This is a genomic window from Lysobacterales bacterium (genome assembly GCA_014946745.1).
GTDB lineage: Bacteria > Pseudomonadota > Gammaproteobacteria > Xanthomonadales > Xanthomonadaceae > Aquimonas.
This window is the reverse complement of sequence record JADCRD010000003.1, coordinates 129,298-143,075: the sequence shown is the minus strand read 5'-3', so window position 1 is coordinate 143,075 and position 13,778 is coordinate 129,298. Positions and strand designations below refer to the sequence as shown.

Here is a 13,778-nt window from a genome sequence, read left to right as displayed (position 1 = left end):
CGCCGTGCGCGTCAATGGCACGAGGTGGCATGCAGCGCGGGCCTATGGCGTGCCGCGGGACTTAGCGCGAGCCCATGGCGTGCCGCGGTGCCGAGGCCATGGTGGGTCAAGACCCACCCTATGAACCTTGCGACATATAGGGTGGGTCTTGACCCATCCCGGCCTCCCGACACATAGGGTGGGTCTTGACCCACCGCTGCGCGGCATCCGCAATTGCCGCGTGCGTACGATTCGGGATTCGCCATGCGGGTTGGGCGTGGCGCCGTGCGCGTCGATGGCACGAGGTGGCATGCAGCGCGGGCCAATGGCGTGCCGCGGGACTTAGCGCGAGCCCACGGCGTGCCGCGGTGCCGAGGCCATGGTGGGTCAAGACCCACCCTATGGGTGTTCGATCGCTTCGCGCAGGGCGTCCAGCTCGCGGCGCAGCGGGGCGTTGGTGTGACCGCTGCGGGCGGCGCGGGATTCGGCTTCGCTGAGCGCGCGGCGGGCTTCGTCGTGGCGGCCGAGCTGGACCAGCAGGCGCGCCGGCTTGATCGCGCGGCTGCCGTCGTCGGGCGGCAGGGCGGTGGTGCGTTCGCGTTCGACCTGCGCCATGCGTGCATAGGCGGCCAGGGCGTCGTCGCTGCGACCGAGCGCGGCATAGGCATCGCCGAGCGCGCCCAGGGTGTTGGGGCTGCCGAGGTCGTCGTCGGGGTCCGCGGCGGCGTACAGCGCGGCCGCCCGCTCCAGCGCCTCGGTCGCTTCGGCAGCGCGCTCGGCGGCCAGCAGGCCGGCGCCCTTCCAGGTCAGCAGCAGGGCCACGCGCGGATGCGCCTCGCCCCACAGCCTGCGTGCGGTGGCCAGCAGTTCGTCGAGCACGGCGATCTGCTCGGCGTAGCGGCCGTGGTTGTAGAGGGCGCTGGCGTAGCCATTGCCGGCCTGCACGCTGCGCGGATGCGCCTCGCCCAGCGCCGCCTTGAGCGTGCGCCAGGCCTGCGCGCTGGCGGCCAGCCCGCCCTCGATGTCGCCCTGCGCATTCAGGCTCATCGCCAGCAGCACGCGGCCCATGCCGGATTCGACGCTGTCTTCGCCCAGCCGGGCATCGGACTCCGCCAGATGCCCGCGCAGCGCCGCAGCCGCGTCTTCGTAGCGGCCGATGCCGTACAGCAGGCTCGCGCGCAGGCGCTGCAGGCGCAGGCGTCGCGGCTGTTCGTCCGGCAGCGCGGACAGCCGAGCGATGGCGCCGTCGAACAGCGGCAGGGCGCGGGCCGAGTCGCTGTAGTCGAGGCTGTAGGCGAGTTCGCCCTCGGCCTCGGACAGCAGCACCGGGTCCTCATCGGCGGCGCGCAGCAGCGGCACCGCGGCTTCGAGCAGGGCGCGGGCCTGGCCGAACTCGCTGCGCTCGATGCGGATGCTGCCGAGCCGCGCCAGCAGGGCGCCGCGCAGCGCGGGCGGCATCGCACTGTCCTCGCTTAGGCGCTCGGCGCCAGCCTGCAGCGCATCCTCCACGGTCGGAATGCGGCCGCGATGCTCGCCCGGCTGCGCCTTGCCGAGCAGCTCGCCGAGAAAGCCGAGCGCGGCCGCGCTGCGTTCGGACTCGCGACGCGCCTGCAGGGCCTCGCGCTCGGCGCGCGCGGCCGCGGCCAGCGCCGCCTCGCGCTGCTGCTGCAGGCCAAGGCCGAGGGCGACCAGCGCGAGGCCGCCAGCGAGGCCCAGTGCGCCCGCCAGCGGATGCCGGCGCAGGCGCTTGCGCAGGCGATAGAAGGCCGATGCCGGCACCGCCGACACCGGCCGATGCGCCAGCCAGGCGCGCAGATCGTCGGCGAAGGCATCGACGCTGGGGTAGCGCTGCTCCGGGCGCGGCGCGCAGGCGCGCAGGGCGATGGCGCGCAGCTCCGGATCCTTGAGCGTCTCCGGCGGCACAGCGTCGGCCGTCAGCGGCGCGGCGAGCACGGTCTCGGGCAGCGCCGTCGAGGACAGGTCGGTCTGCGCCGGCAGCTGGGACAGGCAGGCCAGCAGCAGGCCCAGCTGATAGACGTCGCTGGCCGTACCCAGCGCTTCGCCGCGCCTCTGCTCCGGGCTCGCCCAGCCCGGCGTCAGCGCCGCGGCGAGGCCATCGCTGTCGGATTTCAGCAGGCGCGCGATGCCGAAGTCGAGCAGCTTGGGCTGGCCCTCGCGGTCGACCATGACATTGGCGGGCTTGAGGTCCCCATGCACCACCAGCCGCCGGTGGGCGAAGGCCAGCGCGGCGCACAGCGGCAGCAGCAGGCGCAGGCGCGCGCGCAGGTCGAGGCGATGTTCACGCGCATGCGCATCGAGGCGCAGGCCGTCGACGTACTCCATCGCGAACCAGGTCAGGCCCGCCTCGCTGCGGCCGCCGTCGATCAGGCGCGCGATGTGCGGATGATCGAGCCCGGCCAGCAGCCCACGCTCGCGCGCGAGCAGGGCATCGGCATCGCCAAACAGGCCGCCCTGCAGCCACTTCAGCGCGACCTGCTGCTCGAAGGCGCCGTCGGCGCGCCGCGCCAGCCAGACCTCGCCCATGCCGCCGCGGCCCAGCGCGCGGACCAGGGCAAACGGCCCGAAGCGTTGGCCGGGCTTCGGGCGGGGCGGCCCGAGTCGCTCCAGCAGGCGTTGCCCCAGTGCGCCCGCCAGCGCGCCGCCGGGGGCGAGAAAGCCCTCCTCATCGTCTGGCCTGACCGTGGTGCTCACGCCAACTGCTCGCGCAGCCAGGCGCGGGCCTGCTGCCAGTCGCGCTGCACGCTGCGCTCGCCGATGCCCAGCGCCTCGGCGGTCTCCGGCTCGGTGAGGCCGGCGAAGTAGCGGCACTCCACCACCTGCGCCTGCCGCGGCTCGCGCTCGGCCAGCCGGCGCAGGGCCTCGTCGACCGCGAGCAGGTGCTCGGCCTCGCGCGCCTCGGCGACATCGATGCCCTCGAGCGGCAGGCCGCGCTCACCGCTGCCGCGCTTTTCGCTGAGCCGCTCGCGGGCGAAGTCGACCACCACCTGCCGCATCACCCGCGCCGCCAGCGCGAAGAAATGGCCGCGATCGCGCACCTCGCCGGCGTGGCCGTGCAAGCGCAGGAAGGCTTCGTGCACGAGGCCGGTGGTGTTGAGGGTGCGCTCGGGCTGCCCCGCCAGCTGCCGATGCGCCAGCCGCCGCAGTTCGCCATAGACGCCCGCAAACGCCTGCCGCAGGGCATCACCGTCGCCCTCGCGGGCGCGGGCCAGCCACTGCGTGAGTGCGGGTTCCGGGGGCGCGGTCATGCGCCGATTCTGCCTTGGTGCGGTCGCGCCTGCAGGCCGATGTCGGGGGTGCTAGGCCGGCACGGTAGCGCGACGGTCAAGCACCGGGTGTCTGCCCATTTGACAGCGCAGGGTGGGTCAAGACCCACCCTATGAAATCGGATGGCACATAGGGTGGGTCTTGACCCACCGAATCCGGAGTCCCCAATCCCCGCTCTCCAATCCCCAATCCCGAATCCCCAATCCCCGCCCCTACGGATACGCAAACCGCTTCACCAGCACCGTCTCGCCGGCCTCGCGCATGGGAATGCGGAACGTCTCCTGCTTCTCGTCCGGCGTGCCCTCGTTGCTGAGGATGCTGAGGCTGGCGATGGTCAGGCCCTCCTCGCTGCTGGCGCGGCCGCCGTAGAAGTTGACGTAGACCAGCCACAGACCCGGCGGCGGGCTGGGGTTGGCGTAGATCTCGGGGCCGTAGCCGGTGGTGACGTCGGTGTCGATGCCACCGCCGTTCGGCAGGCTGCGCTCGCCGTACCAGGCGTGCTGGCCGTCGGGGCTGATCACATGCAGGTCGAGGTCGGTCTGGTCGGTGTCCCAGGCCAGCATCACCCGCAGGCGCGGGCTGATGGCCCCGGCCGGCTGCGCGTAGAACTGCCGGCGCAGGCGCGCCGCGCCATCGCTGCTGCGCACTTCAATGCTGTTGCTGCCGCTGGGAAAGGCATAGGGCCGGGCGAAGCTGCCGTCGTCCTCGATGCGCTGCGGCATCGCCACGCCGTTGACGATCAGCCGCGCCGGGCCCTTGGCGGCGCCCAGCACGCGCCCGCGGATCAGCCTGCCGATCGCGGCATCGCCCGTATTGACGCTGTTGGCGGGATAGTTCACCGCCTGCATGAAGCTGGCGCTTTCGGGCGTGTGCAGCCGCCAGCCCGAGCGCGGACCCTCAAGCTCGACTTTCGGGGCCTGCTGCGCCTGCGCGCACACGCCGATCAGGCTGCTCGCACAGGCCCATGCCCACGCCGCGCGCCTACTGCCCAAGCACCAGCCGGCGCGCCCAAGCCTCGATGAAGTCTTCGTCCTGTCCATGGGGGTGTGCCTCGAAGGCGAGATGCAGGTATTCGTGGGTGAGGTCGAGCTGGTCCTGCTGGCTGCGCAGGCCGCGGATGTGCACGCGCTGGCGCGCGCGATCGGCAAAGGGGCGGCCGGAGCGCAGGCGGCAGACCTGCACCTCGGGGCGCTCCTCGTGACCGAACTCGGCAGCGAGCAAAGGCCGCCAGCGCGGCCGCTGCGTGGCCAGCCAGGCCTGCGCCTCGGGCAGCGCTTCGCACTGGGTCTGCGCCCTGCCCCAGGCGACCAGCTCCGCCTGCGGCCAGGTCTGCCGCAGCAGCGCCTGCACAGAGGCGCCGCTCTCGGCATCGCGCAGCAGCTGCGCCCAGGACAGCTGGCCCGGCGCGGCCTCGTCGGCGTGGTACTGGACGGGCATGCCGGTCAGCACCAGGCCCTCGCTGAAAGCCGCCGCCTCGCGCGCTTCGGCGGAGGCAGGACGCGGCGACACGCGCTGGCGGCGGCTGCTGTCATCGATGCGCAGACAGCTGCTGCCGGTTTCGGCCTGCTGGGCCAGATAGCTGCGGATGGCGATCGCCAGCACGCGGGCGGCGGTGCGGTTGTCGGTATGGCCTTCGCGCTGCAGCACGCGGGCGACGTAGTCCTCGCGCGACAGTCGCGCCAGGATCTGCGGCACCCCGGCTTCGTTCTGCACAAGCAGCTCACCGCGGGATTCGATGCTGAGGGTGTTGCCGCGGGCGAAGTGCAGACGGTAGCGGCCCTCAAGGGCGCCGCGCGGAGCTGGGCTGCCGTCCAAGGCCTCGATGCGCGCCAGCGGATAGCGCGCAAACATCCGCACCTCCACGCACTCACCCGCCTGCAGCGTCCGCGCTGGCGGCAGCAGGCGCGCGATCGCCGCGGCATGCCGCTGCAGCACGCTGCGGCTGGTGCCCTGGCCTTCCGCCCACAGCGCGCGCCCATCGCTGCGCCAGCCGGCGAACCCACCAATGCGCCGATCCTCGCTGCCGCGGTGCCAGCTCCAGGTCTTGATGCGCAGCTGCGCGCCCAGCGCATCGAAGACCGGCTCGGGCTGCTGCAGAAGGGCGGCGGCGAGCTGGGTCTGGATCGCCTCGCGCGCCGGCAGACGCTCCAGCTCGCGCAACAGTTCACTGACGGGCACTTCGCTGTCGGGCCGCATCGCCGCCAGCTGCTGCAGCCACTCCGGCGCACCGCGCTGCTGCCAGTAGCGCTGCCAGTCGAGCGCGGCGATGCCGAGCCGTTCCGGTTCGTAGTAGAGACCGCAGGAGTTCAACAGCGCCTGCTCGCGCTCGATGCGCTGGCCGGGCTCGCAGCAATAGACCTCGTCACGCTGCTGGCCGCGGCACTCGTACGCCGGCTCCTGCGCTGCATGCGCCTGCAGCCAGGCGTGCACGAACAGTTTCCACAGGCTGCCCAGCGGCGCACGCAGCGCGGCCGCTTCGGCCGCCGGTCGCGGTTCCGCCTCGCCCTGCACCGGCAAATGCCAGAGCCGGGTCTGGCCCTCCTCGCGCAGCGCCAGCTGCAGCACGGGCGCGGCCTTGGCTGCGCTGCCGCCGACCAGCAGCAGCGCAGCCAGCAGGGCCGCGAGCGCAGGCGTGGAGGGGCTCAATCGACGCGTACCCGCGACAGCAGGGGCGCCTCTTCCCAGGCCTGATCGGCCGGCTGGTACATGCGCTGATAGCGCGCCGGCGGCAGCTGGAACTCACCGCGCTGCGAGAAGCGGATCAGGTGGTTGAACTGCAGCCTGCCCTGCAGCAGCTCGACGGGCAGCGCATAGCTCTGCTCGCCGGGTTCGTGGCGGGCGCGCTCAAGCTGCGGAGCGGCCACCCCGCCGGGGCCGGCGACCAGCTCCAAACCCCAGGTGGTGCGCTCGACATCCGCGCCCGGCGGCAGCGGCACTTCGAGCAGGCCATGGCGCAGGGTTTCGCCGCTGTAGTCGAGCTCGATCTGGTCGAGATAGAGCGCGCTGGCCGACAGCGGCTCGTCGGCCGCGACCGCGCTCAGGCTGAACTGGAAGGCGTTCTCGCCGGGCACCAGCTTCCACAGGCGTCGGCTCAGCGTGAGACCCAGCGCGTCGCCCCGAGCGCTCTCACTGCGATAGCTGAGCTGGGCGCTGAGTGCAGCATCGAGCTCGCCGTTCAATTCCAGCGATGCGGGCGGCGCGGCCTCGGTCCAGCGCCAGCGCGGAGTCAGCCCGCCGTCGAGGCGCTGCCAGCCCGGGCCCGGGCTGGGCAGTTTCGCTGCTGCGCTCTGCAGCGGCAGGGCGGCATGCAGCCAGGCCAGCGCGATGGCGCGCTCGAAGGTCGCGGTCTCGCGGCCAAGGCTGCGCAGCAGCGCGGCCTGTTCCGCACCCGAGGCAGCGCCCAGACGCACGCGCAGGGCGCGCAGCAGGGGCAGCTCGGAGGCCTGCAGGCGCTCGCGTGCGGGCTCGGCCCGTTGGCCCAGGCCAGCGGGCACCTCGGCGCCGAGTTCGCGGGCGAGCTGCAGCCCGAGCAGCAGGGCCGCGTCATCGCTGGTGGCCGAGGCCTCCACGAAGGGCAGGCTGTCGGCGGCATCCAGGGCGCGCGTGGTCTTTGCTTCGGTGGCGTCGACCGCCGCCGGCAGATCGGCGAGCGCGCCCTCCAGCAGCGTCCGCACCGGCGCGCCCATGCCGTGCAGGAACTCCAGCACCAGCATGCGCTGCAGCGCCGGCAGCTGGCGCGCCTGCTCGCTGTAGAGCTGCAGGGCGCGCTCGGCGTGATCCGGCGGCAGGCGGATGCCGAGCGCGCGAGCGGCGTGCAGGTCGGCGTAGTAGGCATAGGCGGTGAGGAAGGCATCGGGCGTGGCCTCGCTGCCCCACCAGCCGAACTGCGCCTGCGGGCCAGCCAGATGCATCAGGCGCAGGCGAGCGTTCTGCATCGACAGGCGCAGGCGATCCGCCTGGGCCGGGCTGATCTGCTGCAGGCTGGACCAGGCCAGCGCCATCGGCAGGAGCCGACTCGCAGTCTGCTCGACGCAGCCCCAGGGATAGTCGATCAGGCCATCGAGTACGCCGCGGAACAGGCTGTCGCGGTCGCCGGCCAGAACGAGCTCGATGCCGTTGGCGTCGGCAGGCAGCTGCAGCGGCGTCAATGCTGCAGTGGGCGTGAGGCTGAGGCTGGCCTGGGCCTGCCAGTTCACCGATGCAGCTTCGAGCTGCAGCGCGATGGCATCGCCGCGCTCGCCGGCGGCGTTGGCCAAGCCGAGCTTGAGCTCGCCGCCTGCGCCAAGCTCAAAGTCTTCCAGCGGCAGATAGTTCGCACCGCGCTGCAGCTCATGGCGGCTGCGCTGCTCGCGGCCCTGCCACTGGCGCACCAGCTCGACCGCTTGCGCTTCGCTGCCCTGGTTGAAGGCCAGTACGCCCAGCTGCGGCGCGTCGCCTTGCCGGAACCGGGTCGGCCCACTCCACTTCAGGTACAGCGGCTGCTCGGAGCGGATGAAGCCGCGGCGCTGACCGACCTGGCCTTCGCCGTCGATCGCACGCGCGGTGATGCGCCAGCGCGCCAGCGAATCGGGCATGCGGAAACGCAGCTGGGCGCGGCCCTGCGCATCGGTGACCAGATCCGGCGCCCAGGCGGCGGTATCGACCTCTTCGCGACGCGGGCGCTCCAGCACCTTGACCCCGCGCTCGCTGCGGTTGGCCGCAGGCGGCGTGCCCGGCCGTCCTGGCAGCGCCACGTCGTAGCTGATGAAGGCGAGGCTGGCGCTGGTACGCACGTTGTTGCGGCGCGGGTGGTAGAAGAAGTCGCCGATGGCCGGTGCGATCTCGGGCTGCAGCACATAGATCATCTCGTCGACCACGGACACGCTGAGGCGCGCGCGCACCGGGCGGCCCTCGCGCTGCGCAGTGAAGTTCAGCACTACCTCCTCCCCCGGGCGGTACAGCTCGCGCTCGGGCGTGATCGACAGCTCGACCGCCGGCATGCTCACCACGATGCCGGCGTTCTGGAAGCTGTACTCGCCGCCGCGCGTGTACAGGGCAGAGAGGGTCAGGTTGGGCGCGAACTGCGCCAGCACCGGAATGCGCACGCGGTACTGGGTCTCGTTGAGGCGCTCGGCGCTGAGCCAGCTGCCGCCCTCGCTGAGCAGGGCGGTGGCCTCGACGCGATCGCGTTCCAGGGTGAGCAGGGCCTCGTCGACCGGCTCGGGGAAGGTGATCAGGGCCTCGGCGGTGGCACCGGTCTGGTACTCGCGCTGGTCGAGCACGATCTCGATGCTGCCGGCACTGGCGCGCTGGCCGGCACCGCTGACCGCGTGCGAGGTTGCGCCCAGGATCTGCCCTGCCGCATCGCGCAGGTGCAGGGTGTAGTTGCCGGGCCGCGGCAGACGCAGGTCGAAGTGCCGGCTGCCGGCCGGCAGCTCGGCGCGGCCGGTGCTGCGGTCTTCAAGACGCAGCCAGGTGTAGTGCTGCGGCGTCTGCAGCGGGGTGTCGCCGGCGGCCTCGCGCGCGAAGCGCACGCGCACGCTGTCGCCGACGCTGCTGAACTGGCGCGCGGCCTGCAGCCGATAGCGGTCGGCGCCGCGCTCGATCAGGATCTCGCGGCTGCTGCGCACGCGATAGGCCGCACCGTCGCTGGCGAACAGGCTGAGCAGGTAGCGGCTGGGTTCGCTGGCCGGCGGCAGCTCGATCAGGGCCTGGCCCTTGGCGTCGGTGCGCAGTTCAGTGGCGCTGAGCTGCACCGGGAACTGGCCGAGGTACTGCAGCTCGTTGTCGATCATGCTGAGCTGCTGCGAGCGCAGGCTGAGCTGCACGTGCGCATCGACCACCGGCGAGCCATCCGGGTACAGCAGGGACAGGCGCCCGCGCACCGGCTCGCCGGTGCCGTGTTCGGCCTTGTCCAGATCGAGAACGATCTCGAAGTGCGGCTTGATGTACTCGGCGACGCGGAAGGCCGCGCTGTAGAGCTGCTCGCGGTAGGCGAAGCGCAGCTCGTAGCCGCCAGCCACCGCGCCCTCGGGCAGCTGGAAGCGTGCCTGCGCACCGCCTTCGCCGCGGAAGTCGAGCGCCAGGCTCTGCAGCTGGCTGCCGAGCGCATCGATCACCGCGAGCTCGATCGGTGCATCGACAGCGGGCTGCGAATCCCGCGCCGCGGTGAAGTGGCGGCCGAGGATCTTGACCTCGACCCAGTCACCCGGCCGGTACAGCGGGCGATCGGTGAAGGCATAGAGCTTGGTGTCGTAGATCTCGCTGTCGTAGTAGAAATTCTCCGAAACGAAGACGCCGCCGGCCGGGTCCTGGCCGAGCACGTAGGAGCGCTCGGGGCTCAGGTGCTGCAGTCGCAGCAGACCCTGCGCATCGCTGCGGCCCTGGCTCAGAACGCCGAGGCCGTCGGTCCACAGCAGTTCGCTGCCGGCCACGGCCGTGCCCGCGCGCTTGTGCGCCGTCCAAACCAGCAGCTCGTTGCCGGCGATTTTGGTGATCGCCACGGTGTCGGCGACAAACAGCACCGTGGTCGCGCGGTAGCTGCCGATCAGCGCTTCGACGACGTACAGACCGGGCGCGAGCTTGCCGACCGGGATCTCGACATTGCCGGGTTTGGGCTCGATGAACTGGCTGGACGAGCCGCTCAGCTGGGTCTCGGCCGGCGGCTGGATCGGCTCGGCCTCCCACAGCGGATAGCGGAACTGGCTGACCAGCGGCAGGCCGGGAATCGGGTCGTACTGCGGCTGCGGCTGGAAGTTCGTCGGCCGGCGGATGCTGTCGCCCAGCTTCAGCTCGGGCAGCTCGGCGGTGACCTCGCGCCGGGCCTCGTAGGCGAAGCTGCGCTGCATGGCGCGGCGCGAGCTGCGGTACCAGTGATCCCACAGATAGGCCAGCGCATTCGACAGGCCTTCGCCGCGGAAAGCGCTGTCGACGCGGATGCGGTGCAGGTTCTTCTGGCGGCGCAGAAACTCCAGGGGCTTGTCGACCCGATAGACCCGGATATCGACGCCGCCATAGGGCTCCATCACATAGCGGCGGTAGTCGCGCCCCGGCGCTTCAAGCCGCACGCGCGCGGTCTCGTCGCTGCCGAAGCTGCTGTCGGCGAGCAGGAAGAACTGCTCGCCCGGCTCCGGCGTATAGCTGCCGGACTGACCGATGTCCTGCGGCTGCGCCTGCACGGCGAGTGCGCCAAGCAGCAGCAGGCCCCGCAGGAATGCGTCGACGAGTCGGCCGCTCATGCGCGCAGCCAGCGCAGCCGATAGACCCCGGCGAAGTTGGGGTTGTGGGCGTCCGGTATCCACCGTGTGTCCTTCCATTGCATGAGTTCGGCCAGGCTGAGCCGGCGCAGACCGTTGTCCTGCGCGCTGCTGCTGCCGGTGTGGTAAGCGATGTAGCGGCCCATCCAGATCATCAGGTGCTGGGCATCGCCCTGATCGAAGAACAGCAGGTCAGCGGGCGCGGCCTGCTGCACATCGCGCGCGACCGCGATGCTGTTGTGCTGGACCAGACCGATCGCGCTGACGTACGCGCCGGTCTGGCCGCCGCCCTGCTGCCAGGTCTGCGCCAGCCGCCGCTGCTCGGGCGAAAGATCCAGCTCGGGCGGAAGGTCGGCGTGGCTGATGCCCATGCTGCGCAGCCAGGCGCCATCGTGGCGTTTCAGCGCCTCGTTGGCGGCGAAACGCACCAGGCCGGCGCAGTCCTGCTGCTGCCAGCGCGGGCTCGGGCCCTGGCGCAGCTGTTCGTTGACGATGCGCACGAACCAGGCGCGAAAGACGCGGCTCTGGGCGGGATCGAGGAAGACCTCGCCCGCTTCCGCCGCGCCCGCGCGGCCCGGCAGCAGGGCACAGGCGCCCGCGCCCAGCAGATGGGCCAGCAGCAGGCGTCGGTTCACAGCGACTCCCAGCGCACCGGCTGCCAGCTCCAGGCCGACTCGGCGCGGTCTTCGTCCAGACGCAGGGCCAGCGGCGCGTGGCCTGCGGCGGCCTTCAGTTTGGGCAGGAGATGCGCCTGGGCGGCGTTGTGGAAGATCGGCTGCAGCTCCATGGGCAGGCCGATCAGCGCCTCCTGCTCGGCCAGCTGGGCCAGCGGCGCCGGCGCCAGGTACAGCGGCACCGGGCCGCCCGGCAAGTGCTCTGAAAGCGGCGGATAGCGCCGATCGAGAGTCGCCTGGGCCTGCTCGACCAGGCGCGCGTCCAGCGAGAACAGCAGGTGCTCGCCGTGGCGGGCCAGCGCCACGCGCAGGAAGGCCGGCGAGTCCTTGGGCTCGCCTTCGCCGGCCTCCTCGCGCGGCACGAGGCCGAAGTTCGAAGCCACCGCGCGCTGCCAGCGCGGCCCCGTGGCCTCGCGTGTCTCACGCACCGGCCAGCGCGCGTCGCCGGCCTCGCGCTCGGGGTTGCCGATGTAGGTCGCAAAGGCCTGGGCGAGCGCTGCGTCCAGCGCCGCAGGATCGCTGGCGCTGCCCTCCGCGGCGGGCTGCAGGCGGCTGATCAGCAGCGGACTCAGCAGGCGCGAGTTCGCATACCAGCACACCGCGGCGGGCCCGCCGAGGCGGCTGACCAAGGCCTCCGGCAGGGCCTCACGACGCTCGAAGGCGCGCAGCAGGCTCTGCAGGGCTTCGGCAGAGACCGGCACCGCCGCGCAGGCGGCGGCCCCCATCGGGGCGGCCTGCCAGAGCGCATCGAAATCCAGCTCGCTGGCGCTCACTTCGTTCAGGGCGACAAAGCTCTGCCACTGGCCGCCGCGCAGCTCGAAGCGAAGGCCCGCCAGCTGCGGCAGCAGACGGCCGTAACCCAGTGCGAGGTAGTCGGCGCTCAGCACCAGTCGATGGCGGGCGCTGCTCGGGTTGAGCGCGAAGCGCGCCGGCAGGGCCAGCTCATCCTGCGCCAGCGCCGCACTGAGGATCGCGTAGGCCGCGTCGAGTTCGCCGTGGGCGCTGACCAGACTCGGCGAAACCAGCACGCGCAGGCGCTCGCCGTGGCCGGCGAACAGCAGGGCGCGCTGCCAGCCGAAGCGCAGCCGGTAGACCGGCACGCGCTGGCCGTCGATTTCGAGATTGGTGACCTGGCTCAGCTGGGCATCGTTCTGCGCAACCGGCGCCAGCAGCTCCAGCGCGCTGGACAAGGCGCCGCGACGCAGGCTGAGCAGGGCGTGGTCGAGGCGGCCGTCCTGGCTGCGCCACAGCGCCAGCTGCGCGGGCTGGTCGAGCAGTTCGGCGACCACGTGATCGCCGAGTTCGAGCGTGTGCTCATAGGCGATGCGGCGCAGCGCGCCGACCACGCCGAGCCGCTCGGCGTTGCTCTCGTAGTAGAAAACGAAGTCCTCGCTGAGCAGATCACGCAGCAGGGGCACGCGCAGCAGATCGCGCGGCAGGGCCGCCAGCGATTCCGACTCGATCAGCGCATCCGGGCGCTGCGGGTCGAAAGCCAGCGGCGTCTCGCCGCGCCAGACCTCGCGCTGGGCGACCTGCCAGTGGTGCCAGCCGACCCAGCCGAGCGCGGCGATCGGCAGCAGCCACAGGAAGGGCAGCACGGCCTGACGCAGGCGCGCGGGCCAGCCCGATGGGCGCTTGGGTTCGACGCGGAGGGTCGCGGGGTCGGACATGGTCTTGAAGCCGGATGAAGGGAGCACGAGCTCCGAAGAAAGGCGTGCCGCGGCAGCGCGGAGTTCACTTGCTCAGTATTCGAACGTCTTGATCAGCTGCAGATCGCCGATCGCGCGCAGCGGCACCACGAAGGTTTCGCGGCGCTCGTTCACCGTGTTCTCGTTGTACACGAGGCTGATGCGGGTGGTGATGAGGTCGCGCTCGTTGCTGCCTTCGACGAAGTTGTAGCCACTGGCGCCGTAGTTGCCCCAGTAGTTGACGTAGACCGAGTAGCGCCCGCGCAGCGGGGCGGTCATGGTGAACACCTCCGGCCCGGGGCCGTCGACGCTGTCGGTATCGAGCCCGCCGCCGCTGTCCAGCACCGGTGCGGCCCAGTAGGCATGGCCGCCGTCAGGCGTCAGCACGTGCATGTCGATCTCGGCACCCGGATCGTCCCAGCCGACCACGATGCGGATGCGCGCGGGCGTCTTCAGCGTGTTGGCCTCGTAGAACTGCACGCGCTTCAGCACCTCGCCCTCGGCGGTGTGGAGGGCGATGCTGTTCGAGCCGGCGCCGAAGGCATAGGGCCGGCTGAAACGGCCTTCTGCATCGGCGTAGAGCGGCAGCGGATTGCCGTTGACCGCCAGCGTCTGCGCGCGGCGGGTGGCATCGATGCCGCGCAGGCGGCCCTCGATCAGGCTGCGTCCGCGCTGGCCGCCGCGATCGATGGGCGGCGTCGGGTAGGCGACGCGCGCCTCACTGTTGTTCTCCAGCAAGCCATGCACCCGCCAGCCGGCGGACGGCCCCTGCCAGTCGACGCCGGGCGCTTCGGCCGCCGCGGCCGCGTCCTTGCTCGGCGGAGCCGGAGCGGTCTGGGCGCTGGCGGAGCCCGCGAGCAGCAGAAGCAGACTCAGGGCGTGAGCATTCATCGGGACACCGGATAGGGGTGGAGTAG

At 71.9% G+C, this 13,778-nt stretch carries 8 protein-coding genes; all 8 read right to left on the bottom strand.

The features are described 5' to 3' along the window. Positions 1-378: 378 nt before the first annotated feature. The 8 genes from H4O13_16525 to H4O13_16490 all read right to left on the bottom strand — a co-directional run bounded on the left by H4O13_16525 (position 379) and on the right by H4O13_16490 (position 13,752). On the bottom strand, positions 379-2,691 hold the full coding sequence (locus H4O13_16525) for a serine/threonine protein kinase (GenBank protein ID MBE5317001.1): 2,313 nt from the start codon (positions 2,689-2,691) through the stop codon (positions 379-381). Further along, positions 2,688-3,245, bottom strand: a complete 558-nt coding sequence (locus H4O13_16520; GenBank protein ID MBE5317000.1) for a sigma-70 family RNA polymerase sigma factor — start codon at positions 3,243-3,245, stop codon at positions 2,688-2,690. The genes H4O13_16525 and H4O13_16520 overlap by 4 nt, the downstream gene beginning before the upstream one ends. Positions 3,246-3,476: 231 nt before the next feature. Further along, positions 3,477-4,304, bottom strand: coding sequence for a DUF2135 domain-containing protein (locus H4O13_16515; GenBank protein MBE5316999.1), 828 nt, complete (start codon positions 4,302-4,304; stop codon positions 3,477-3,479). After that, positions 4,246-5,910, bottom strand: coding sequence for a DUF2300 domain-containing protein (locus H4O13_16510; GenBank protein MBE5316998.1), 1,665 nt, complete (start codon positions 5,908-5,910; stop codon positions 4,246-4,248). Before H4O13_16510 ends, H4O13_16515 begins: the two co-directional genes overlap by 59 nt. After that, the gene (locus H4O13_16505) at positions 5,907-10,559 is read right to left on the bottom strand and encodes an alpha-2-macroglobulin family protein (protein MBE5316997.1); all 4,653 of its coding nucleotides are present in this window, start codon (positions 10,557-10,559) and stop codon (positions 5,907-5,909) included. The genes H4O13_16510 and H4O13_16505 overlap by 4 nt, the downstream gene beginning before the upstream one ends. After that, positions 10,478-11,116 carry a DUF1175 family protein gene (locus H4O13_16500; GenBank protein ID MBE5316996.1) on the bottom strand — a complete coding sequence of 213 codons (639 nt, stop codon included), beginning with the start codon at positions 11,114-11,116 and terminating at the stop codon, positions 10,478-10,480. The genes H4O13_16505 and H4O13_16500 overlap by 82 nt, the downstream gene beginning before the upstream one ends. A gap of 14 nt (positions 11,117-11,130) precedes the next feature. Next, a complete protein-coding gene (locus H4O13_16495; GenBank protein ID MBE5316995.1) occupies positions 11,131-12,843 on the bottom strand; it encodes a DUF2138 family protein in 1,713 nt (570 codons plus the stop codon). 72 nt (positions 12,844-12,915) lie between these two features. Further along, a complete protein-coding gene (locus H4O13_16490) occupies positions 12,916-13,752 on the bottom strand; it encodes a DUF2135 domain-containing protein (GenBank protein MBE5316994.1) in 837 nt (278 codons plus the stop codon). Positions 13,753-13,778 lie beyond the last annotated feature (26 nt).